The 25041-nt window shown below is 41.3% G+C and carries 23 protein-coding genes; 11 read left to right on the plus strand and 12 right to left on the minus strand.

Features of this window, described 5'->3' with window-relative positions; all coding sequences use genetic code 11:
• Positions 1–48: 48 nt before the first annotated feature.
• The 3 genes from ALKIM_RS19265 (at position 49) to ALKIM_RS0108165 (ending at position 3191) form a co-directional block, all read left to right on the plus strand.
• Complete coding sequence (locus ALKIM_RS19265; protein WP_052345486.1) at positions 49–2370, plus strand: PAS domain-containing hybrid sensor histidine kinase/response regulator; 2322 nt, start codon at positions 49–51, stop codon at positions 2368–2370.
• A 34-nt stretch (positions 2371–2404) separates the two neighbouring features.
• Positions 2405–2587 (plus strand): CsbD family protein, encoded by a 183-nt coding sequence (locus tag ALKIM_RS0108160; RefSeq protein WP_026474204.1) that lies wholly within the window; start codon positions 2405–2407, stop codon positions 2585–2587.
• 79 nt (positions 2588–2666) lie between these two features.
• Positions 2667–3191, plus strand: coding sequence for a helix-turn-helix domain-containing protein (locus tag ALKIM_RS0108165; RefSeq protein ID WP_026474205.1), 525 nt, complete (start codon positions 2667–2669; stop codon positions 3189–3191).
• A 62-nt stretch (positions 3192–3253) separates the two neighbouring features.
• Here ALKIM_RS0108165 and ALKIM_RS18035 read toward each other — a convergent pair whose 3' ends face one another.
• The 12 genes from ALKIM_RS18035 to ALKIM_RS19890 form a co-directional block, all read right to left on the minus strand.
• Positions 3254–3835 (minus strand): hypothetical protein, encoded by a 582-nt coding sequence (locus tag ALKIM_RS18035; protein ID WP_157363850.1) that lies wholly within the window; start codon positions 3833–3835, stop codon positions 3254–3256.
• A gap of 34 nt (positions 3836–3869) precedes the next feature.
• A complete protein-coding gene (locus ALKIM_RS0108175; protein ID WP_044117826.1) occupies positions 3870–6785 on the minus strand; it encodes a chemotaxis protein CheB in 2916 nt (971 codons plus the stop codon).
• 101 nt (positions 6786–6886) lie between these two features.
• Complete coding sequence (locus ALKIM_RS0108180) at positions 6887–7096, minus strand: hypothetical protein (protein ID WP_026474207.1); 210 nt, start codon at positions 7094–7096, stop codon at positions 6887–6889.
• A 213-nt stretch (positions 7097–7309) separates the two neighbouring features.
• Complete coding sequence (locus tag ALKIM_RS18040; RefSeq protein WP_052345487.1) at positions 7310–8086, minus strand: OmpA family protein; 777 nt, start codon at positions 8084–8086, stop codon at positions 7310–7312.
• Between the two features lie 98 nt (positions 8087–8184).
• A complete protein-coding gene (locus ALKIM_RS0108190; protein ID WP_157363852.1) occupies positions 8185–10011 on the minus strand; it encodes a BamA/TamA family outer membrane protein in 1827 nt (608 codons plus the stop codon).
• Positions 10012–10021: 10 nt separating this feature from the next.
• Positions 10022–10960 (minus strand): MlaD family protein, encoded by a 939-nt coding sequence (locus tag ALKIM_RS0108195; protein WP_026474209.1) that lies wholly within the window; start codon positions 10958–10960, stop codon positions 10022–10024.
• Between the two features lie 93 nt (positions 10961–11053).
• The gene (locus ALKIM_RS0108200) at positions 11054–11833 is read right to left on the minus strand and encodes an ABC transporter ATP-binding protein (RefSeq protein WP_026474210.1); all 780 of its coding nucleotides are present in this window, start codon (positions 11831–11833) and stop codon (positions 11054–11056) included.
• Between the two features lie 84 nt (positions 11834–11917).
• On the minus strand, positions 11918–12763 hold the full coding sequence (locus ALKIM_RS0108205; RefSeq protein WP_235714395.1) for an MlaE family ABC transporter permease: 846 nt from the start codon (positions 12761–12763) through the stop codon (positions 11918–11920).
• Positions 12764–12819: 56 nt separating this feature from the next.
• Positions 12820–15192, minus strand: a complete 2373-nt coding sequence (locus ALKIM_RS0108210; RefSeq protein WP_218916688.1) for a glycosyltransferase — start codon at positions 15190–15192, stop codon at positions 12820–12822.
• A gap of 66 nt (positions 15193–15258) precedes the next feature.
• Entirely contained in the window at positions 15259–16299 is a 1041-nt protein-coding gene (locus ALKIM_RS0108215; RefSeq protein WP_026474213.1) for a glycoside hydrolase family 130 protein, read from the minus strand.
• 348 nt (positions 16300–16647) lie between these two features.
• The gene (locus ALKIM_RS0108220; RefSeq protein WP_044117828.1) at positions 16648–16917 is read right to left on the minus strand and encodes a hypothetical protein; all 270 of its coding nucleotides are present in this window, start codon (positions 16915–16917) and stop codon (positions 16648–16650) included.
• 170 nt (positions 16918–17087) lie between these two features.
• Positions 17088–17243: a lmo0937 family membrane protein gene (locus ALKIM_RS19890; RefSeq protein WP_157363854.1), complete on the minus strand. Its 156-nt coding sequence runs from the start codon at positions 17241–17243 to the stop codon at positions 17088–17090.
• A 494-nt stretch (positions 17244–17737) separates the two neighbouring features.
• Here ALKIM_RS19890 and ALKIM_RS0108230 point away from each other — a divergent pair, with 494 nt between their 5' ends.
• The 8 genes from ALKIM_RS0108230 (at position 17738) to ALKIM_RS0108265 (ending at position 25003) form a co-directional block, all read left to right on the plus strand.
• Positions 17738–18256 carry a helix-turn-helix domain-containing protein gene (locus ALKIM_RS0108230; RefSeq protein ID WP_235714396.1) on the plus strand — a complete coding sequence of 173 codons (519 nt, stop codon included), beginning with the start codon at positions 17738–17740 and terminating at the stop codon, positions 18254–18256.
• A 98-nt stretch (positions 18257–18354) separates the two neighbouring features.
• Positions 18355–19947 carry an L-aspartate oxidase gene (gene nadB, locus ALKIM_RS0108235; RefSeq protein ID WP_026474216.1) on the plus strand — a complete coding sequence of 531 codons (1593 nt, stop codon included), beginning with the start codon at positions 18355–18357 and terminating at the stop codon, positions 19945–19947.
• On the plus strand, positions 19944–20090 hold the full coding sequence (locus ALKIM_RS19895) for a hypothetical protein (protein ID WP_157363856.1): 147 nt from the start codon (positions 19944–19946) through the stop codon (positions 20088–20090). The genes nadB and ALKIM_RS19895 overlap by 4 nt, the downstream gene beginning before the upstream one ends.
• A 95-nt stretch (positions 20091–20185) precedes the next feature.
• Positions 20186–20671 (plus strand): RNA polymerase sigma factor, encoded by a 486-nt coding sequence (locus tag ALKIM_RS0108245; protein ID WP_026474217.1) that lies wholly within the window; start codon positions 20186–20188, stop codon positions 20669–20671.
• A complete protein-coding gene (locus tag ALKIM_RS0108250; RefSeq protein ID WP_026474218.1) occupies positions 20668–21714 on the plus strand; it encodes a hypothetical protein in 1047 nt (348 codons plus the stop codon). The genes ALKIM_RS0108245 and ALKIM_RS0108250 overlap by 4 nt, the downstream gene beginning before the upstream one ends.
• Before the next feature lie 271 nt (positions 21715–21985).
• Positions 21986–22921 carry a porin family protein gene (locus ALKIM_RS0108255; protein WP_235714397.1) on the plus strand — a complete coding sequence of 312 codons (936 nt, stop codon included), beginning with the start codon at positions 21986–21988 and terminating at the stop codon, positions 22919–22921.
• A 136-nt stretch (positions 22922–23057) separates the two neighbouring features.
• Positions 23058–24578 (plus strand): WG repeat-containing protein, encoded by a 1521-nt coding sequence (locus ALKIM_RS0108260; protein WP_084555841.1) that lies wholly within the window; start codon positions 23058–23060, stop codon positions 24576–24578.
• 59 nt (positions 24579–24637) lie between these two features.
• The gene (locus ALKIM_RS0108265; protein ID WP_026474221.1) at positions 24638–25003 is read left to right on the plus strand and encodes a hypothetical protein; all 366 of its coding nucleotides are present in this window, start codon (positions 24638–24640) and stop codon (positions 25001–25003) included.
• Positions 25004–25041 lie beyond the last annotated feature (38 nt).

Consider the following 25041-nt stretch of genomic DNA (forward strand, 5'->3'; position numbering starts at 1 on the left):
GAACTTATAGGCAGGCACGAATCAACCAAACCATTAAAAATCAATTAGATGAACAATAAAATTACATATAAAGACAAATTTAGTGGCAAAACCGATTTAAATATCCCGTTTTTGCTTAACAACACAAATAAGCTTAAGAGCAACACCCTGGTTAATGAGTCAGAAATAAGGTATCGCCGATTATTTGAATCCGCGAAAGATGGGATACTCATATTAGATTTCAAAACAGGTAAAATTGTTGATGCCAACCCATTTATCATGAACCTCATCGATTGTTCATTGCAGAGCATAATTGGTTGTCAGCTATGGGAAATAGGCCTATTTCGAAACAAACAACAGTCGCAAAAAGCCTTTAACAAACTCAAAGCAACCGGATATATACGTTTTGAGGATATGCCCATACTACGAAAGAATGGAACAATAACCGAAGTGGAGTTTATAAGCAATGTATACACAGAGTATAACAACAAAGTAATTCAGTGCAACATCAGAGACATAACGCAACGGCGACAAATTGAGAAAGCCCAGCAACTAACACTTGATATCCTCTCGCGTATAAGCGTTAGAACCGATTGGCGAGTATTGGCTCTTGAAATACTTAAGCAGATAAAAACATTTACTGGGATGGAGGCTGTTGGCATCAGACTCAACGGTACCGAAAAACAATTTGAAAATTTGTCGATTGGACTGCCTAAGTATTTTTCTATGGCTAAAAAACACTTGAAATCAACAGACATAAAAACCAGCCATAAAGGCATTAAACCACTTCTTGAGTGCGTGTGTAATAACGTTTTATTTGGCTATACGAATCCGGCACTTCCATATTTCACCGAAAAGGGCAGCTTTTTTTCGAGTAACGTAACAGAAATGTTGCCTTCAAAATCACACGAAGAGCTAACTGCTGGTCACAATCCGGCATGCAATTTATCCTGCTATGAGTCGGTGGCTTTTATTCCATTACGCTTTGAGCAACAAACGATAGGGATTCTTCAATTGATAGACAAGCGCCCTCATGCATTAAACCTTGATATAATCGATCTTCTAGAGAGTGTCGGGAACCTGATTGGGATTGCTTACACCAGACTTAAATACGAAAAAAAAATAACGGAGAGTGAGAAAAAAATCTCCGTACAACTTGACGCATTTACCAAGCTTAACAGCGAATACCAGGTTCTGAACAGCAACTTGACAGAGAAAATCGAACAGATTCAACATATCAATTCTGAACTGGTTATGGCAAAGCAGAAGGCGGAAGAGTCCGACAACCTCAAATCGGCATTTTTATCAAACATGAGTCATGAAATCAGAACGCCCTTAAATGCCATAATAGGATTTTCAAACCTGCTGGCCTACACAGATACAGAAAATACCAAACTGGCAGAATTTGTGCAGATTATAAACTCCAGCGGTGACCACTTGTTAACCATCATCAACGATATTCTTGATATGTCACGAATTGAGTCGAACCAGCTCATTATTAAGTCAGAGCCCGTCAGTCTAAATAAAATTCTCTTTGAACTATTAAAGACATACGAGCAATCAGCTGCAAACAAGAAAATTACAATCAAATCTGACATTGATGATTCATATGAAAGGCTCTGCATCATTTCAGATGAAAACAGAATAAAACAGGTGCTTTGTAATCTGCTAAACAACTCAATTAAGTTTACCAAAGAAGGAGGAGTTGAGTTTGGCTACAACCTAATACCCGGATTTGTTGAGTTTTTTGTAAAAGATACCGGAATTGGAATCGACAAAAAAAATCATGACATGGTATTTCACAGGTTCAGGCAAATTGAAAGCAAAGGAAGCATTGTATATGGCGGTAATGGCCTTGGGCTTTCCATTTCAAGAGCATTGGTGGAGAAATTAGGCGGCACCATTTCGTTACATTCAGAAGTTGGAAAAGGAACAGAATTCCGATTCACAATTCCATATAATGAAGTACTGGACTCTAGTAAACGGAATAAACCAGTTACAACACATACTAAAAACTTAACATGCCGAACAATTTTGCTAGTGGAAGATGACCTATATAGCCATGCCTATCTTGACAGGTTGCTTACCAGCAAGAACTATAACCTATTGCATGCCTGGGATGGCAAAGAAGCAGTGAAGCTTGTAATGCGCAACCTTGAAATCTCATTGGTGTTGATGGATATAAAAATGCCAAAAATGGATGGATTTCAGGCTTTAAAACTTATAAAAAACTTTAGACCCGAATTACCGGTAATTGCGCAAACGGCTTATGCCCTCAGCAACGACAAGGAAAAAGCCATAAATGAAGGCTTTGATAATTATTTATCAAAACCAATATCCGAAACAGAACTTTTCAACATGCTCTCCGGCACATTAAAATATGCGAAATAATGCTCATTCATTACAAATAATAAATTAAGTCGAAATGGAAAATCAAAATAAAGGGTTTTGGGAGGTAAAAAAGGAGAAAATCAAAATTGAATTTCCCAATATTACCGATGATGATTTGATGTTTTATGACGGCAAAGAACAGATAATGCTGGATATGCTGAGTCATAAAATCGGAAAATCAAGGGAAGAGCTGCAAAAAATTATCATAAACATCTAGTGCTCTTTTGCAAAAAGAGTTATTGTAAAATGAATACCCATTATGGATGAGTGAAACAACGCATTTAAAAATCAGGAATATGGCAAGCCACCGGTGTGTTTCGATGGTGGAAGATGAGTTGAAAAAACTCCAGATTGAATATCGTTCTGTTGAATTGGGTGAGGTTGAGCTACTAAAAAACATTACGGATTTACAGCGACATTTGCTTCAAGGCGTTTTGCTTCAAAGTGGTCTGGAGTTAATGAATAGCTCCAATGACGATTTGATATCAGAAATAAAGAGAGTTGTTCAGGATTGGATTGATCTGTCAGACATTGTGCCGGAGGAAACCTACTCTGCATATCTGAAGCGAAAACTGAACCATGACTACTCTTATTTGAGCCAAATATTCTCTGTTGAGGAGGATACCACGCTCGAGCGGTACATTATTACCCAGAGAATTGAGCGTGTGAAGCAGCTTATTGCTGATGACAAACTAAGTATAAGCGATATAACCTATAAAATGCACTACAGCAGTGTACCTCATTTATGTAATCAGTTCAAGAAATATACTGGCATTACCCCCGTTCAATTCAGACATTCGGTGGGTCAGGAAAAAGTTTGACCACACCAAACACAAAACCCTCCTTTTCAGGAGCTCCCAACACTGGGTTTAGTAATGATGGCTTACTCATACGCTTCAGGTCTATCTAACCTTTTCCCCTTAATACCTGAGATATCAATCAACGACAAAAGACACTGCCCATCATCACCGGTAACAATGCCTTCCATGTAAACGAATCCTAAAATTGTTTGATTATAGCCCAGGTGTAGTTGGCACGAGTCCTTTAACTTTGTGGAAAACAACCCGCTAAAGAATGTGTTAAATAGAGACAACGACTCATCTGAGATGAATAACCTGAAATTGATGTTCCGCAGACTGTGTCTTTTTTCGCCAAGCATTTCAGCGCCAGTAAAATTTAAATCACGAATGATGCCATCGCTATCAAGCGTAAAATACCCCATAGGGGCAAAATCATACAAAAGGGTGTATTTCTTGAGGGCTTCTTCAGTTGTTTCATAAGCCTGCCGCAGCTCCTCATTCTGCATTTCGAGTTCAATCTGATGAACCTGAAGTTCATGTAAAATCCGTTTCACATCCCTGTCATCACCGACAAATGTAGCCTGAGAGTATTTATTGCGTAGGCGTTCTTCGGCCTTTTTCCTTAGCAGACGGGCGTCTGTAAAATCTATTGCATCCTCGTCCATAACCATATCTATTTGTAAGCGTTAATGTGCCATTTCACTGCATCATCAATAACATAGCATGCGACTCTTTAAGTCGGTTTTGAATAATATGCACCCTCCATTTCACATTTTCGACACTTCCATCACTCTTTTTTATCTCTATAACTGTTGAGTTATCCTTGCCATCTCTCACCAGTCTGGCGTTCTCATCCTCGGCTTTGGCACGCGCATTTTCAGCCACAAACAACTTAAAAAAGTTATTATCGAGCACATCTGCCGACTTGATTTTAAGAAACGCTTCGGCTGCCGCATTTAACTCAATAATCCGTCCATCTGCAGAGAGTGACACAACAACACCCGGATAGGAATAAAACAGAAGGCTGCGCATCTGCTCAGAATGGCTAAGTTTGCCCTCAATCTCCATGTGCTCAGTCGTGTTGATGAAGGTCATCACCAGCCCGTCGATTCGATCATCGAAAGTGCGATAGGGCATTATCCTAATGAGAAACCAGCGTCTGTCGTGAGTGGCAATCTGTTTTTCAGTGAAGAAGAGCGTATTTAGGACCCTTCGGGCATCCAGAGCCATGTCAGGATAGATGAGTTCAGTGACCAGATCCGTGATGGGTCTGCCAATGTCACTCTTTATCAGTTTGAATATTTTGGTAGCCTGATTGGTATATCTGCGAATGTTCAGATTTTTATCCAGAAACAAGGTGGCAATATCGGTGCTGTTAAGCAGATTTTTCATGTCGTTGTTCACGCGTGAAAACTCATCCACTTTTGATTGCAGCTCAGCATTTACGGTTTGAAGCTCTTCGTTAAGGCTCTGCATCTCCTCCTTTGAGGTGGTAAGCTCTTCATTGGTTGATTGCAGCTCCTCGTTGGCAGACTGCAACTCCTCGTTGGTCGATTTTAGCTCTTCCTGAGATGTCTGCATCTCCTCCATGGTGCTTTGCATAACTTCACGCATGTGTAGAAGCTCGTTTTGCAGCTCGGACTCTCGGACACTCTCCAGTTCACTTATTCCTTTTTTACTCGGACGCTTTACAGTCTCAACCACGGATGAATCAGAAAAAACAATCATCAACAGGCCATGCAATGGTTCTGGCTTGTCGATCCATTTAATGCTAACATTAATGTATTGTGTGCCATTATTGGCCTCCATTTTAATATTGCGCAAAAACACCAGACCTCTGTTTTTTATAGCATTACGAAAAGCAACAGGGAGTTCGGTCTGCAACTTATCGCGCAACATGGCAAAAATATTCATGTTGGCTTTTCCAACAGCTGGCTCCAGATACTTCCCGGTTCGCCCGCTGATGTACAAAATGTCACCATCTTCATTCACAAGCACTCCGGGGGGTGTGAAATTGTCAAGCAACAGCTCATTGGCATAACTCTGAATATTCAAAACAGGATTTACGGACATAGGCTTATTGGAAACAAATTGTTTGTTGTGTAAAAAAGTGGCTGAAAAATCTACCAAATCAGGACGCAATATAGCTTCACTGTGCTTAAATATCTTGCATTTGGAATCGACTACAGTAAATAAATGACCCTGGGTGCCCAGTGTTTCTGAAGTTCCCAGAATCAGATATCCGTTACAGACAAGGCTATAATGAAACAAAGAGATTACTTTTCTTTGCAGTTCAGAATCCATGTATATCAACAAATTACGGCAAGATACAATGTCAATTTTGGTAAACGGTGGGTGCATAATCAGATTGTGTTCAGCAAAAACGACCATCTCCCTGATTTCGGGTTTCATCTGGTAACCATCATCAGTGACAGAAAAAAAACGTTTTAAGCGGGACGGCGACACATCTGCAGCAATATTGGAAGGAAACAGGCCTTTTCTGGCTATCCCGATGGCTTCATTATCGAGATCGGTGGCAAAAATTTGTAACGTCAAGCTGTTGTGCAACTTTGCTTTTTCAATCTCCTCCTTAAACAATATTGCCAATGAATAGGCCTCTTCGCCGGTAGAACAACCCGGGATCCAGGCGCGCAGTACAGTTCCATTTTCCCGGTTGAAAATAAGCTTGCCAATAACCTGTTCCGCCACTAGACTCCATACGTGAGAATCGCGAAAAAAGTTTGTGACACCAATCAACAACTCCTTAAAGAGAATGTCAACTTCACCCGGATTGTCATTTAAAAGATTCACATACCCCGCAACTTTATCAATCTTGTGAACACTCATACGCCTTTCAATACGTCGGTATAAGGTGTTCTTCTTGTACAACGAAAAATCATTTCCGGTACAACTACGCACAAGGGTTACAATTTTCTCCAGAGAGCTTTTATTCTTCAACTCCAACGCCGGATCAATTTTAACTTTTGGCAAGTGCTTCATTAAATCGATAAGCTTCAGCGGAAGTTCATTGGCTTCAGCTACAATATCAACAAGCACGGAATCTATAGCACTGCGGGGCATGCTGTCGAATCGTGCCGAACCCGGATTCTGAGCCATCACAATACCGTTTTGCGCCTTGATGGCACGCAGACCCAAACTACCATCTGAACCCATCCCTGAGAGAATTACACCCACAGCCAACTCCCTGTTGTAATCGGCCAGCGAACGCAAAAAAAGATCGATTGGCAGCCTTAGTCCTCTTTCTTCGATAGGCTCAGACAAAAACAACATTCCTTTAAGAATGGTCATACTTTTGTTGGGAGGAATAACGTATACCCTGTCTGGCAACACCATCATGCGGTTCTGTGCCTGCAGAACTTTCATTTTTGAGGTTCTCTGGAGCAGTTCGGGCAGCATCCCTTTTTGTGTGGGATCCAAGTGTTGAATTACCACAAATGCCATTCCGCTTTGTTCGGGAACATTTTCCAAAAACTGCTCCAACGCCTCTAACCCCCCTGCCGACGCACCAATACCAATAATTGGAAACAGCCCGCTAGCCGATTCAGAGACATTATCTGATAAATCTGCATGTGAATTTTGCTTAACAGATATCATCAATCAAGTTATTTATGATTCAATAGTATGAGATTCGCAAACTGAAAAGTCTGGTTTCTAACTCTACTACAAAGTAACTAGTATTTGGTTCCATTCAAAAATTATTTTTTGGCACCCAGCCAAATCATGACCCCTCCTACAACCATGGCGGTTACACCAATCAAAGGAGACCAATTTAGATCGTGTTTCTTATCTCTGGTAATCTCTAAAGAACCAATTTCTACAACTTTTTCTTTTGTAAAAAAGATTACAGAAGTAAATACAGTGAGAATCACACCCACTATTAGAATTACTATTCCTGCTTTTTTCATATTTCAATTATATTCATTCAGTTTATACACAACTATTATTCACAATCAACTCTTTGATAGAAAACAGACTCAAGCCTCATATTCGTGTTTGCTTTATTATCCAAAAGCCCATAAGGCATGAAGCGAAAATGGCAAAATGCACTCCCGGGAAGATTCCCGGGCTATGCATTCCAGATTTTTCTCAGATTGTGCAATCTGAGAAAAGAATCGTGTTTACTCTTCTAAAACAAGATAGAGTTCAGTCAGGTCAGGTGTAAGAATTACTTCGGTTCTGCGATTGCTGGCGCGGCCTTCTACGGTGTTATTTGTTGCGATGGGAGAAAATTCCCCTTTGCCAGCGGCTGTAAGTCGATTGGAGTCAAAATCAATGTCTTTGGTCAGGATACGTAAAACCGCTGTTGCCCTGGCAGTGCTGAGATCCCAATTATCTTTATACAATTTTGATTTTATAGGAACATTGTCGGTGTGTCCTTCAACCAAAATTGCAACATCCTCATTGTTGTTTAGCACTTTTGCGAGTGTTTTTAGCGCTTCTACTCCTTTTGCATCAACCACATCGCTACCCGATTTGAAAAGCAGTTTCTCTTCTAGTGAAACATACACTTTCCCATCTTTGGTATAAACCGATAATTCATCGGCCTTGTAGCTACCCAATGCATCGGCAATAGCGGTTTTCAGTTTGGACATAACTGCATTTTGAGAATTCACCTTATCCTGGAATGTTCTTAACCGTTTTGCCTGATCAGAAATGGTTAATTTGGATTCAGTGGTTAAAGCTTTTAAATCATTCTGAATAACGGCCTTCTCTTTCCTAAGACCTTCAACCTGCATGCTATACTCTCTAACTTCTCTTTGAACTATAGCTAATTCCCTCTCAAGATCGCTCACCCTGGTTTCTGAAGCTGTGAGTTTTTTGCCTGTTCCACAAGACATTAGCGCCATACTAAATATCAGGAACACAAGCGTAATGCCGAAAAATGATTTTTTCATGATACTGTTATTAGTGAATATATTAGAATACAAATATTACATCAAACTCACTGCAAATCATTACATAACCCATGAACACATTTACATCATTCACACCTTTATAAAAATGGGACAGGTGTCGGCTTGCCAATTCCAAAATCACGTAGACCAAAATCGCTGGCTTTGTTAGAGTTAAATTTTATAACATCGAAACCTGAACCGGGTATAACGGGATAATAGGCAACAGACAATTCAAACATATTTAAAACCAGATTCTCATTTTTAATGAGCACTCCAATACCAAACAGAGAATAAATTTTACTGCTTCTCAGCTCATGATTTACATTTCCGATGAAGCCGCCTGAATAGCTTATGTATGGGCCAAATCTAAAGCCTAAATATTCCCAGGGTGCATAAAACTGGGTTTGCAGAGTAAACAAAATCCGCTTGGTACCCATCAATTCAGGACTGTTAAAACCATCCAATCCATAGTCGTCGTTCAGCGATAGGTAATCATTGTGGCGGCGCTTTATGCCCAGAGTAACCTGAGGCTTTACAAACTGTCTGAATTTCCAGTTTCCGGCTTCAATCAATTCAGTGAAATAATTGATACTAATAGACAAGACTCCTTGTGATGGCTTCGAGTTTTCGAAGAAGGTTCCGTATGCAATGTCCGGACTCAGATATCCCCAGGAATTATAAGTGCCGTATGCTGCTCGTCCACTTAAATAAAGCCTTCCCCTATTGGATTTCTCCTGATAGCCTGCGGTAATACTGAAGGTTTTGCCTATCGGAACATCTTCGGTTACGCCAAATTGAAATACATATTTATCCTGAATATATTTTCGCGTTGAAATGCCGATTGATCCTAAAACAAAATTTTCACCTTCGTACACCCTCAATGTATCGAACATAGCAAGAGGCTTTTCAATGTATCTAATTCGCAACATACGCAGTGCTGAAACAAAGCGCGTGCTTCGCGTATATTCTGTATTGCCTCTGAACAAACGGATGGCATTACCTCCCCAAAAATCAACAGTATTAAATCTCACGTTCTGTAATACAACATTCAAATCCTCATCTAAATAAGTGGCTTTAAAATGCTGGTGTTCCACCTTTATTCCGGCAGCCCATTTGGCATAAGGGGAGAAAAAAGGGCGATCAAATTCAATGCTTCTGATAAAATACTTATGCTCATTGGTGCCGTAGATTCCTGTAGCATTAATGTATGTATTGCGGAAATTGGGTATGTGATAATTCAGATAAACTCCTGTAGGCTGGTTACCATGATGCAGTGTATAGCCATTTTCAAGAACGTGGCCCAACCCAATAAAATTCTGATCCTTAATCGCAAAATGCTTATAGTCACTTTTAGAGCTGAATTTTGGTGTTATGCTCCATCGGTCCAGAACACGAATATATATATCAACCGAATCAGATAAATCATTGAGCGGATTAATATGAAAGACAACATCGCGGATGTATTCGTTGCGACGGATTAATCTTTCAGACTCCTTTACATATAGCGAGTCGAATGGCTCATTCTCCCTTATCAGCATCAGGTTGCGAATGGTTGAAGCTCTGGTTTGAACATGCAAATTATTACCTGAACGCGATAAAAAGTTTAGCGGGGGTACATACTTTGTTTTTACGGAATAACCAAATGGGTCGAGGGTTTCTACATATATGTGTCGGATAATTTTACCTTCATACCTGTTGTAGTGACCTTTTATCCGCTTTTTATAAATCCTATTCTCGGCCATGGAGTCCGCTACAGCACTAAAAATCAACCGATGCAGAAACTTTGTAAACCTGTTTTGGCCGGAATAAGCCTCAATATCTCTATAGATGGTGGCTGAGTCGCGCTTTGCAGATGGCTGCTGGGAAAACAGAATACTCCCCATCATAAATCCTGTCAAGCACAATATGAGGCCTTTCTTTCTCACAACGATTAACTTATTCAGGGCGGATATACTCTTCTGTGGCCTGTTTGTTTTTCTCTTCCTCTTTTGCTTTGCGTTTAAAGTAGCCCCTAAATAAAAAATTGTGTTTGAGGGCTTCCAGATTCTCATTCAGAGCATGGGTGCTCTCCTTCACGTTTATTATTGTTTGATTGATGTTCTCAGACATTATTGTATCCTGTATTAACCTGCCAATGGGGCCATCACCCTGGTTTATTTTCTCAACTATCTGGTCAAAACGCAGGGTTATACGCTCTGCATTCTCAGTAGAGACGAGCACGCTCTGCATAATATTAGATACATCAGCCCTGGTAGCCAGTATGGTTGCATTTAAACCCTGGCTGCTTTCTTCAAGGTTACGAATGACTTGACTGATGCTCTCAGCAGTGGTAGAATCTTTTATCAATCGACCCAGTGTGCCATTTCCGCTGTTAATATTTATCATTATCTCTGCCAGTTCAAATGTAATGAGTGAGACATTGTCGGCAGTTACTTTCAAACTCTTGATGATGTCATCCGTTTCAACCGGCTCCACAGATTTTATCTCCTGACCATCTGCCACCACCGGCGCATCTGAACTTCCCTGGGTGATAATCAAAATTCGGTCTCCAATAATACCGGAAGAGCCAATACCCGCCTCGCAATCAGCTTTGATAAACTGTTGTACGCTTCTTTTAATCAACAGATTTACTTTTACAGTTGAGTCATTGATGATGGAAATGTTGTCAACAATTCCCACATCGATGCCCGAATATCGAATGTTGCTGCCGACTCTTAATCCGCTAATGTTATTAAATGTAGTTGTGACCTTAAATACCGGATCGAAAAGATTTTGCTGCCGTCCAATCAAAAAGATGGCAGTGACAAAAATGGCCAACCCTCCTATGATAAATAAGCCCAATCTCACTTTAAATTTCTGCGTGTGGCTTTCCATGGTCTTTTTAGTAAAAAAGTAAAATTCATCTCACATCAAATATTGGCACAAACCAAAAATCACTTTTGCGCCAATGGTCAATTACTGACCATATCAAGTTCCTGATTGCATAAAAAACGCTTTTATCAATGCATCATCTGACTTTTCAAAATCTGTTAAACTACCCTCCTTGTAAATGGCCCCATCCTGAAGCATCACGATGCGTGTGGCTGTTTTTCGGGCACATTCAATATCATGTGTTATAATGATTGATGATGTTTTATACTTTTTCTGCACCTCATTAATTAAAACACTTATCTCCTGCGAAGTAACAGGATCCAATCCGGTAGTTGGCTCATCGTAGAGCATTATTGATGGATCCACAACAATGGTTCGGGCAAGACTGATTCGCTTGCGCATGCCACCTGACAATTGAGAAGGCATTTTTTCCAAAGCATCTGCCAATCCAACATTTTCGAGTGCTTCTAGAATCTTGTCATCAACCTCTTTACGGTTAAGCTCTTTTCTGATTCTCAGCAAAGGGAACTCCAGGTTTTGCCTAACAGTCATTGAATCGTACAATGCCCCGCTTTGAAATAGAAAGCCTACTTTTTTCCTTAACTCCCCCAAGTCTGTGTTATTCAACTCGCCTATATTGTAACCAAGCACGTTAATTTTACCCTCATCAAAGGCCAGCAGTCTCACGATACACTTTATCAACACCGATTTACCGGAACCAGACTTGCCCAGAACCACCAGATTCTCACCCTGAAAAAGCTTCAGGCTCACGTTTGACAAAACAACTTCATTGCCAAATGATTTTTTGAGGTTCTCAATCACAACAACTGATTCGGCTGATTCTTTGCCTCTTGTTTCTTCAAATCCTCTATACATTTTAATGACTTTAATGAATAATGCACTCGCACCACACAAAACACTGAGACAGTTAATTGAAATACAAGTATTGGATACAGGTGTCTAAAGCATATCCGTAATCTGAACAGCTATCATATCGGTTATAATTACCAATAAAGAGGCTACAACTACGGCTGAATTTGCTGCAACACCCACGCTTTCAGTTCCACGACCGGCATTATACCCTTTATAGCATCCTACAAAACCAATTACAGCACCAAAAAAGAAAGTTTTTATAAGCGCCGGAATAAAATCAAGAAAATCCACTACACTGAACGCCTGATAAAAAAACAATACAAAAGAGACACTTCCTTTAATGTTTACACCCGCCCAACTGCCCAAAATTCCCAAAGCATCGGCATATAATACCAGAATTGGAATCATAAGTGTTGCAGCCAAAACACGCGGTACCACCAAAAAACGAATGGGATGAGTAGCTGATACTTCCATGGCTTCGATCTGTTCGGTAACTTTCATGGATCCTAGCTCAGCACCCATTCCAGAACCTACCTTTCCGGCGCAAATAAGGGCTGTTATAACTGGACCCATTTCTCTGATAATAGATACAGCCACCATACCAGGCAGCAATGACTCAGCACCAAAATCGGCCAACACCGGCCGTGTTTGGATGGTTAACACCAAGCCGATAATAGCACCCGTAACAGTAATAAGCGGCAGGGTTTTGTATCCTATTTGAAAGCATTGTCTGAAGAACTCCTTGAATTCAAAATCACGGGAAAATGTCTCCTTGGCTACCCTCATCATAAAGAGAACCACATCTGCAGAATTGATAAGCAGAAGGGTAATGTCATCCTTTTGCGCTTTGGCTTTTTCGCCTAATCGCATCGTTCCATTTAATAGACCCTTCACGCTCCGACGGTCACTCATTGCTGGTCTATAAATTTTCATGTTAATCTCTCTTTTAGGTTTACTTTTGAACTATAACGATATAAAGCATAATCACTTTAAAAAGACGCTGGAACTCTAACTGATTTAACATCCGGCTTAAGATTCGTATATTTCTCCATTGTTATTCTGGCCATCAAATAACTTAATGTTGACTCTGCACCTTGATTCAGGTTTACATCCAGCTTCTCCAGACCATCGAAACAACCACCCGTGCAAGGATTATAGACTATTTGATTCAGTCGGTTATGCCCTAAAAACCAATTAAAAGCTAATTTCATCTTTTCTATATATTCATCTTTTTTGAAAACGTCATAAAAAGTACTCAGTGTCATTATTGTATAGGCAACATCAATAGGCTGTTCTCCATAGTGCGACGGCGGTTGACCGCGAATTTGCCAGTTTCGGTTAGAGATGACTTCTATACCATTCTTGTTATAAATTCTATTTAGGAGAAAAGAAAAAGATGTCATAGCAATCTCTTTATAAACTCTTTCACCAGTCAAAATCCATGTGAAAAGCATTGCTTCAGGAACAATACTATTTGCATAAGTTAGATATGGCTCAAACCACTCCCAATCTCTACCGTGTTCATGATTATACATTTCTCTCAATCTGTCTGCAAACAACCGAACAACTTCAAGTCTCTTAATCTTAATTTCATCAGGGTTACTCGTTGACATTGACTGAGTGCTTGTTGAATTATCTTTCATAAGAGGATACTTCAATCCTTTAATCTCTAAGAAAAGGCCCTTTATGGCAAAAGCCATAGCCCTTGTGGAATGTATATCGGTTAAAACAGGAATGCTTTTCTCAATCATAATTTTGGCCTCAAACACCATCGCTTCAGGTAGTGTGTTACTTAATGAAATCAAAAAACCAAGTGCCCAAATGGCTCTTCCATTAGCATCATCCAGATTAACAGCGCAATTTTGATTCGTAAAAATCGCATTGCTGTCCATATAATTTAAAAAACTACCATCATTCTGCTGGCACTGTTTAATAAACATAAGATACCTGTTTACCTCCTTAAGAATATCATGACTTAACGTTAGCTTGTAATACATGCACATAGCCACCAATGCCCTTGAATTATCATCCAAGGTGTAACCAGAGGATAAGTCAGGTTGGTTAAGTTTCGAGAACTGAATTATTCCTTTGTCAGTTGTCAAATTTTTAATATGAGATAAATTAATTTTAGGAAGATTGTATTCAAGCTCTATATTCCCATTAGTCAATTTATTGAATAAGCATAAATGTGCAATAGCTGAGTTCTCCCACGAGGTGGGAACAATCTTGTGCAATACATTATTTGAAATATTGTGACGTAAACTTTCATTATTCAGCAATAGAATAACCGCCGCCGCCAATTGTTCTGAGTTGCCAAAATCGAATATAATACCTGTATCATTTGTGATTATTTCCCGCGCATGTGGTATCGGAGTTGAAACAACCGGACAGCCGCAGCTCATTGCATATACAAAAGTTCCACTCACTGCTTGGTTTGGATCGCGTGTAGTAAACAGGTAGATGTCTGTTAACTGTAAATATTCCAATAAAACTGGCAACTCTAAGTATTTATTCACAAAAACGACATGATCCTGAAGCCCATTATCTGCAACGGCTGCTTCGAGGCTCTTACGATATGCTTCTCCATCCCTTTTAACTACCTCAGGATGAGTTTTGCCAATAATAAAAAAAAGCACCTCTGGACATTGTTTAATAATTGCAGGCAAAGCTTGAATAGTTGTCTCAACACTTTTACCCGAGCTTAGAAGACCAAATGTAGTTACTACTTTTCGCTGTTGCAGACCATATTTTTTCTTTAATAGATTGATATTGAAATGTGATACCAAATGGGTTCCATGTGGAATCATGGTAACTTTCTCTTGTGGCAATTTATAGTCTGTAATTAATATCCCTTCAGAATTATGGGTCATAACCACCACAGCCTTTACATGAGCAACGATATTTCGCACTAAGGATAATAACTCATTGCCTGGATGTGGTAACACAGTATGAAAAACAATAATAATAGGCTTTGATATCGCATTTAAAAATGAAATGAAAGCATTTTCATTGCCCTTAAAAAAGCCGAATTCATGTTGAACTACAATCAGTTCTATCGAGTTATCGTTTTGTATCAGGTCTCCAATTCTAGCATATTCCTCAACAATGGATGTATTTAATTCATATTTTACTTCTGAAGGGTATTGAATCTGTCCGGTTTCTGTTCCCAATGCGCATATTCGTATGGACAATGAATTACTAAACTTACTGTTAATTGCTAAAACTAAATCCTGAGAATACGTGGCAATTCCGCATTCCCTTGGCGGATACGAAGTCACCATAATGATTTCAGGAGGAGACTCTTTGTCGGCAACTACAAAAGCACTTGCTATCATATCTGTAAACGCGTTTCTTTTAGCCATGTCATTATCCTTAAAAACGATGTTAGAGAATGTCATAAAATTTGATAAGCAGTAAAACTTAAGGTATCAGCTATTCATTGCTCCACTCATAAGCTCCTGCACCAAATCAGTGATATTCAATGATGCACAACCAATTAGTGAATCAGCTGCACCATAGTATATATAAAGGGTACTACCAAACAAAACAGCTCCGGTTGGAAATACCACATTATTTACCTCTCCTTTCAACTCCCACTCCATTTCCGGTGAAAGCAGCGCATATGGTAGCCGACCAATCTCTATCAACGGGTTTTCAAGGTTCAACAAAGCTGCGCAGGCTGAATAAACGAATGTTCCATTAAACATCCTCTTAACCCCATGATAAATAATAAGCCATCCGTACTCCGTTTCAATAGGAGGACAACCTCCTCCTATATAACTAGACTCATGCTCGTATAAAGGATCTAGAACTATATGTTTATGAAAGTCCCGAAAATAATTGTTCCAGTACTCCTTAGTCAGGTCACCTAATTCATTAATAGCAACAAGCTGTATTCCAGGCCTTAACCTATGAAGAAACATCAATTTATTGTTGATACGACGTGGAAAAAAAATAACATTCTTATCCCACAGCAATTTTTTCTTGTCAATATCAGTTGATTGGTAGTAGAACTTTGGGTTCAACCAGTAATCTTCACTTATTTTTTCAGAACCCTCAACTATAGAAACAAACTGCGCATAAGTTTGTGGTGGTACAATCATCCCATGTTTTTCAAAATGAAGAAGATCTTTTGAAACAGCTAATGCACCTCTTGCGTTTATCCCATCATATCCAGTATAGGTAAGATAATACAAATCGTCTATCTTCGTAATTCTAGGATCTTCAACACCGTGCGATTCATATTCAAACTCCGGCACAATTAATGGCTTTTCCCATCGCTCAACTACTGTTAATGGACCATCCAACCGACAGTATCCGATAGTTGAATGATTGCCCTTTTGAACAGCCCTGTAGTATAGGTGAACACTATCTCCTACTCTAATTACAGCGGGATTTAGTACGCCCATATCTTCAAACTGCAACCCAGATGGTGACAACAAGATTCCTTCCCTTTTAATATTTATCATATAACCTCTACCTTTACACTTATTTACTTTGGCTTTCCACTATATCACTTATCTGTATTACTAATCATTACATTCAACAAGCTATGCAATAATATTCACAATTCTATTTGTCAAAAAATTTGTTGTGAAAAATACATCTTTCAACAACCTAAAATTCACACAATTGGCTATATTGTAAGATTAAAGCAGTTTATTGTATTTAAAAATGCTCTCTATCGCCATTTCATTTTAATTTTCTCAATTTTATTATTTCAAAGTCTTGTTCGGTTCAGAAAGGATTCCGTTAGTAGGTAACTTATTGCAGCATTGCTACAAAGAGATCAGATCTATACACCAACACATCTCAGACTATTCTCTATCGCCATTAGCTACAACTTCAGGTTGAACATGCCGCTTTTGCCCAGATTCAACAATTTTTTCTTTGGCACTCTGACTCTTTTTGGTTGCCCCATCAAAAACCTCAAAATCCTTTTCGTTTGCAGCCTCGATATCTTTTGCTCTCCTTTGCAACATTCTCCTTCTTCGTATTATTCCCCCTTTAGGTGCAAATAGTACTCCGATTATGGCTCCCAGTGACAAACCTGTCATTATGCTGAATAAGATATTACGTGATTTCATAAAAGTTTTTTTAAGTGATTGTTAAAACATGCCATTATGACCTGTTTAAACCCTCATTTAGATGTTTAAACAGGTAATAACCTACTGTAAAAGACAGATAATTCTCATACCGTATTGATGTAAGTCCCAAATAGAGATTATATCTCAGTATAAGTTTCTTCAATCTCTCATCAAAGCACCTTCTTACCTTGAATCAATCTGAGTATAATTGCAATAACTGCAATCACAAGTAAAATGTGAATAAGACCACCTGCACTATAGCCCAGAAAACCAATTGCCCAGGCAATAATTAATATTACAGCTATTGTATAAAGAAGATTTCCCATAACTTAAAATGTTAAATTGTTAAACAAAATTGTGACTTATTAAATAAAACCATTCATCAAGAAATTAATGCATGTGATTGGAGAACAGTCCTTTAAACAACTTCTGAACATGCTCCAATCTATTTAAAAGCAACCTGATGACAGATGCTTAAAAAAGAACTTCACAGCTTTTAAAATTCAAATCATAATCGCGAGACAATCAAAAGCTGCATCTACTGAACTTTATTCCATTGCGCTTCATAAATACTCCTTTCATGAGAGTACAAGTTAAACCGCAGCAAGCAGAAATACTTTACACACAAAAGTTTATAACTTACATCATTCACACATTGATGAGTGTATGGTTGTGTGAATGCGACCAAATTACTTCTCGCAAATTATTCATTACGGCATTGGCTGTCATTATTAAGCTCATTTTCGTACATTTACAAAAACATTAATCCTCCTATCAATTGAAAATATATATCCAGAATATGGTTTGTAGACGGTGCATTATGGCTGTGCAATCCGAACTGGAAAAAATCGGTTTGCACTGGACTTCAATTGAATTGGGAGAAGTTGTACTTCCAGGCAAAGTATCCGGATATCAGCTGAAGACATTGAACGACAACCTTAAAAAAGCAGGACTGGAGTTAATTGATGATAAAAAAAGCATTTTGGTCGAAAGCGTTAAAACCCTTATAATCAAGCTTGTTCACAACCAGGATTGCCAAATAAAAGTAAACCTTTCTGACTATCTCACTGAGATTACCCAGCACAATTACACCTATCTTTCCAATATTTTCAGCGAAGTAAAAGGAATCACCATCGAACGTTTTTATTTAATGCATAAAATTGAAAAGGCGAAGGAACTGCTTGTTTATAACGAACTTAACCTTACTGAAATTGCGGACAAACTAAACTACAGCAGTGTAGCACATCTTTCCAACCAATTCAAAAAAATGACTGGACTCACACCTAGCCATTTCAAAAACCTCCGACATAAAAAGCGATTTATGCTCGAAGATTTATAGCTTTTAAAGAATCATCAGATAAAACATGCTCACCATTCCGTTTATATCATTATATCGATGAGATTCGTAACTTTGCATAACCAAAGTGTTATGCAGTCATGAGGAAAACAGACATCTCGCGCCGTAAGAAATATGATTTTCTGATTATAGGCAGTGGTATTGCAGGGTTGAGTTTCGCGCTCAAAGTGGCCGGTCACGGAAAGGTTTGTGTCATCACCAAACACAAGCTTGACGAAACCACAACGGCCTATGCCCAGGGTGGCATTTCGTCCGTTACCTACCAGCCCGACGATTTTGAGAAGCACATCAACGACACACTCAATGCCGGGGCAGGCCTTTGCAACCCCGAGGTGGTGCGTAAAGTGGTGACCGAAGCGCCCGAACAGATAAAACAGCTCATGGCCTGGGGCACCCGTTTTGACAAAACACAAGACGGAAAATTTGACCTGCACCGCGAGGGAGGCCACTCCGAACATCGCATTCTGCACCATAAAGACAACACGGGTTTTGAAATACAGCGGGCGCTCACCAAAGCGGTGAAATCCAATCCCAACATCGATGTGCTGGAAGACCATTTTGCTGTGGAGCTAATCACGCAGCACCATCTGGGTGAAATTGTGAACAAATGGCGTCGCGACATAGAGTGTTACGGCACCTATGTGCTAAACCGTAAAACCAATTGCGTAGAGACCATCCTCTCGAAGGTGACACTCATGGCAACCGGTGGCGTGGGAGCCGTGTACCAAACAACCACCAACCCCACTTTTGCCACGGGCGACGGCATCGCCATGGTGTATCGCGCCAAAGGCATGGTCGAAAACATGGAGTTCATACAGTTTCATCCCACATCGCTCTACAACCCAAAAGAGCGTCCTTCATTCCTCATCACCGAGGCCATGCGTGGCTTTGGCGGCATCCTCAAGCGCCGCGACGGGCAAAAATTCATGCACAAGTATGATGAGCGTGAAAACCTTGCTCCACGTGACATTGTGGCTCGTGCCATCGACAACGAGATGAAAACCACCGGCGACGATTTTGTGTATCTGGATGTGACCCACAAACCGGCCGAGGAGATTAAAACCCACTATCCCAATATCTACCAAAAATGTCTCTCACTGGGCATCGATATTACCAAAGATATGATACCGGTAGTGCCGGCAGCACATTACGCATGTGGTGGCATTAAAGTGGATGTGAACGGCCGCTCCACCATCGGTCGGCTCTATGCAGCCGGAGAATGCAGCTCATCGGGACTGCATGGCGGCAACCGACTGGCGTCCAACTCACTGCTCGAAGCGGTGGTGTTTGCCGATGCCGCAGCAAAGGATGCCATTGCCAATATCAGCAGCTACACATTCAACGACCGTGTGCCCGAATGGAACGACGAAGGCACCTCCATCACCGAGGAGATGGTGCTTATCACCCAAAGTCAGAAGGAGATTGAGCAAATCATGAGCTACTATGTGGGGATTGTGCGTTCAAACCTGCGTCTGAAGCGCGCCATGGACCGTCTGGAGATTCTCTACCACGAAACCGAAAGCCTCTTTCAGCGCTCAACTGTTTCCGAAGAGCTCTGCGAACTGCGTAACACCATCCAGGTAGGATACCTCATCATTAAACATGCCCAGCAGCGTCGCGAAAGTCGCGGACTGCACTTTAACCTCGACTATCCCAAACAGCTCACATTGTGACCGGGCTAACACTTTTGACTGCCATCTGCCTGATGGCTTCCCTCGTGGCCGACCGCCGCAAAACGCTGATAGGCATCCTACTCATTGCCATCTTCATGGAGCGCTATTACAAACACCGGAACTTCACAATGCGTGAAGGATGATAACATGAAATGAAAATCTGTAAAAAAAAAATTACAATTTGGTTGTAACTTAGCTTCACCATCAAACGTCACACAGTAAAACCTAATCACTGGCAATGACTGAGGCTCAGTATAACGAATGCGTGGAAGCTCATGCCGACAATCTCTACCGCTTTATCCTGAAAAACATAAAAGACGAGGACAAAGCAGCAGACATTGTGCAGGATGCGTATGAAAAGATGTGGCGGCACAAGGATGGCATCGACCCGGCCAAAGGGAAGAGCTATCTCTTCACCACCGCCTATCATGTGTTGGTTGATGCCGTGCGCCGTGAAAAGCCGCAAGTATCGATTGACGACAGACCATTGTCAGGTCATGTGACCGAGAACCAATATTCAGACCTTAGCGAGATACTTCATCAGGCGGTGGAACAACTCCCCGAAATTCAAAAAATGGTGGTTATGCTGCGCGATTATGAGGGCTATTCCTATGAAGAGATTGAAAAAATCACAGGTCTTTCAGAAAGCCAGGTGAAAGTATATATCTATCGCGCGCGGTTGTTCCTGAAAAAATACATTGGTAAAATGGAGGTGGTAATATGAGCAGAAAGGAAAAATATATCAGCCGAAACAATTACGAAATTTGGTTCCTCGACCATCTGGAAGGGCGTTTGCTGCCAGAGGATGAGCTGATGCTGTCTGATTTTCTTGCCGCTAACCCCGACTTGCGCGCCGAATTGGACGAGCTTAGCGACCCGATACCCGAAATGGCAGCGCCCATCGTGTTGTTCCCCGGCAAAGCTCAGCTACGCAAAGCACCCGAAGGTTTCGGCGACATGCCGCAATCTGATTACCTGATGATTAAAAAAACGGAGGAGCGACTCAATGGGCCCGAACAGGCAGAGCTGAACAAAATATTGGCTGAACAACCCCGGGCCGTTGCCGATTTGTCGCTTTATGAAAAATTGCGCCTGACACCACCTGCTATCTATTACGCACAAAAAAAGAGCCTGATAAGAAACAGCTACGCCTGGTTTTGGCCGGTGATGAAAGGCGCAGTAGCGGCCATGCTGGTGATATCACTGCTGAACTACAAAGACCACTTCATCGCCACAGAAACAGAAAGCAACCTGATAGCCGCTACCACACTCACGCCTGCTGAGACCGAAGTGCCATCGACAATTTCCGGCCATACCGAAACGCCTGTCGTGGAAACATCTACTCAGCCAATACAGACATCTACGGTGGTGAAACCAACACTTGCTCATTCAGCATCTGCACCAGAAACTGTTTCCCGGCACAATGAAATGGCATTCATCAACGCAACACCTTCACCGGTAGATATTTCGATACCCGCGCGGCGAATGCCCAATAGTTATGAGGTAGGCCTTAAGATGATGCTGCCTGTATATCTCGAAAACCAGCGTACCCTTGCCGCACTCACAGCGCTTCCAAAACCGGTACTGCCCGATGAGCCCACTACCCTCATTGCCAGAGCATCGGAATTGATTGGCCGGTTGTCGCCACTAAATCTGAGTGTTAACAGGGTGTATGATGCCGATGGTGAGCTGGTAGCCATTAATGTGAGTGGTGATAATTTTGAAATTACGCAACGACTGCCGCGCAAAAACACTCTGAACGATTAATCTATCCGGATAATCTCACACTTAGGTGAAAGAGTAGTTGTTCATGCACTGGCACAATAGGCTGTTGAGGAGATAGTTTCCCATCAATTATCATCCCTTTGCGCCATTGCGTCTCTGCGGTTTAGCATTTTCTATCCACACACAGACTTACCAGAATATTTTTCCTGTCTGCTTGTAACTTTTAATTTATCCGGGGCGTCACATGATAAAAGCCTTCCGGAAGGGTTTTAAACGAATAGAAACTTTTAAGTTGATTATAAAAACAAAACTCATGAAGACAATGTACATATCCCCACTGAGAACGATGGCTGCTGCCCTGGCAATCACATTGATTTCTGTTTCGGCCATCGCCCAAAGCGATAACGACCGCGAAAAAAAAAGAACTGATCTGGTTACGGTTGAAGAGACATCGAGCTATACCAATGTGACCTTTCCCGGTGGCAGGGTTGAAGTTCACCATCGTAACGACACTGTGACACGCATCACCCTGGGAAGCAGAAAATTTGAAATACTGGATGAATCAAAGCAGGGCACCACACGCATCCGAATGGTTCACGAACCCCGTCAAACCTTCAAAGGACACTGGGCTGGTGTTGATCTCGGTCTCAACAACTTCTTCTCATCGCCCTTTAAGAGCGAACTGCCCCAAGATGCGCGCTTTATGGACCTCAACACAGGCAAATCGGTTACCGTAGGCGTTAACATCCTTCAGCACAACATTGGCCTGCAAAAAAACAGCAACAACCTGGGACTGGTCACCGGTATGGGAATCACATTTAACAATTACCGTTTGGATTCACCCAATATTCTTACCCGCGACGAACAGGGAAACACCTCCTACATTGTTACCGACAGAGATATCAAGAAAAACAAGCTCACCACCACCTTCCTGACTGTGCCGTTGCTGCTCGAAGTGCAAATACCTAACAGCTCCGACAGAAATCGGATTTATCTAAGCGGGGGCCTTTATAGTGGATTTAAACTGGGCTCACACACCAAAATGGTGTATCATGACAACGCCGGCAGTAAAAAAGAGAAATCACGCAGCGACCTCAACGTAAACTCTTTCAAGTACGGAGCCACCGTAAGAGCAGGCTCCCGTTTTGTGAAACTTTATGCCACCTGCGACCTGTCAAGAATGTTTCAGGCCGGGCAAGGACCCGAACTATATCCCTGGAGTGTGGGGATTACACTCTTAAACTTTTAACTTTGCACGGGCTTTACAGGGGAGTGAAATAGCCAAAATGAAGATTGCAAGCCTTATGATGCGCATCATTTTTAAAGCACTTTCGCTCCCAAACAAGGCTCAATGAATCAACACACCAAAGACTAAAACATCAACCATGATACGCTTATATCGACTCATAACACCAGTGCTATTGCTGCTTGCTGCACCAATGCTATTGCAAGCCCGCCAAAACACAGAACAATGGGAACGCAAATGGGCTATGAAACCCGGTGTTTATAGAGTTCTAAAGAATGGGCAAATCGGCATCGTTAATGAGAGTGGCAAAATTTTGGTGCCGTGCAGTTTCGATCAGGTTTACGATTTGGATGACGAAAATTACGTACGGGTGCTCAAGAGCCTTAAAATTGGCTTATACCATCTTGAGAAGGGCATCATTCTTCCTGCCGAATACGACCAAATCTGGCCATTTTTAAACGACAAAGCCAAGGTGCTGAAAAACCGCAGGATGGGATACGTGAATCGCGATGGCTCCACATTCATCCCGGCCGAATATAATCACATCTGGCCTGAGGAGGATGGATTTTTTAAAGTGCTCAAAGATGGCAAAACCGGCCTGATTGATACGGAAGGTAACGTGGTAGTGCCGGCCGATTTTCAGCAGATATGGCCATTTAAAGATGGGCTGGCCCGCGTTCTACAGAATGGGAAACTGGGATTTATCGATCGTAACGGCAATCCGGTCATCCCGCCAATGTACGATCAGGTAAGTGATTTCACCGATGGAAAAACCCTGGCGATGATGAATGGTGTTTCTATGTACATTGATACAGAGGGGCGCGTGATTCACATCCCCGAAAAAACCAAAAGTGAAGCGCTGATACCGAATGAAAATTTATCAAAAGATTCTATTAAAAGCCCTACGCACAGTGAACCAGCCGTTCGTATAGGTCGTGAGCAGGTGCAAATTCATCGTGAAGGCAATGTGAGAGAAATAACCATTAGTCCGGCTTACCGCTCACCCAAACGCCGCATTCGCTATTTCGAAGGAAACCTGTCGGGTATCAACCTTGGCATAAACAGCTATGTGGATGCCGACTTCAATGAAAACGTGCCTCCCGGCTACGAGTTTATGGATCTGATACATGAAAAATCCATTGAATTCTCCATCTATCCAGCACAAAAGAACATCCGGCTAATTGGGTCACACGTGGGTCTGGTTTCATCATTGGGACTGCAATACAACAACTATCGCTTTGACTTGAACCGCTTCTCAGATTTGAATGAAAACTCTATGGCATGGTTCCCCAGTATCTCTGAAACAGCTCGTATCGGAAAGTCCAAACTGACAACCCTCTACCTCAATGCGCCTGTGATGCTGGAGTTTCACATTGCCGATGCCCGATCAAGAGACCATTTGTATGTAGGATTTGGCGTGGTGGGCGGCATGCGGCTGCGATCACATACCAAAGTGAAATATTCCGACGAAGGATCAAACTTCAAACGTAAAAACCGCGACAGTTTTGACCTTAATCCATTCCGGTACAGCTATATTGCGCGGGCAGGATACAACAAAATAGGTATCTACGCCACCTATACACCAATTTCGTTGTTTAAGGATGGTAAAGGGCCTGAACTTTATCCCTACTCTGTGGGCGTGTCGTTCAATTTTAACTGACAGGTTGGCCGCTGCAAATAACTGACTATATTTGTAATTGCCAACCAAATATCAGTACCATGATGGAGATACAAACCATTGACGACCTGAAGCTTATTTCAAAAAAACGACCCGATAAGGTAACGCTCAGGTTCTCCGCTCTGGATGATGCCCAGAACCACGACTGGAGCAAACAATTCAACGACCTGCTCGACGAATGCGGATGCAGTTCGGGCAGGCAGTTTATCACCTATGCAGCACCTTTCTACATCATACTCATTGTTTTTCTGGCAGCTTTCACAAACCTCACAAAACCTGTCATCATCGGCGTTTTTGCAGGAGCTATTGTTGTAACCGGTGTAGCTGGCAAAATAGTCGGACTGCGACAACGCAACCAAAAAATCGATGCCCTTATCAACCAGTTTTTGAAAGATACCAATCTCTAAAAGAGGTTGTTTCTGGATAATTGTTTTTGGATGTTTTA

The sequence above is a fragment of the Alkaliflexus imshenetskii DSM 15055 genome, assembly GCF_000517065.1.
GTDB classification, from domain to species: Bacteria; Bacteroidota; Bacteroidia; order Bacteroidales; family Marinilabiliaceae; genus Alkaliflexus; species Alkaliflexus imshenetskii.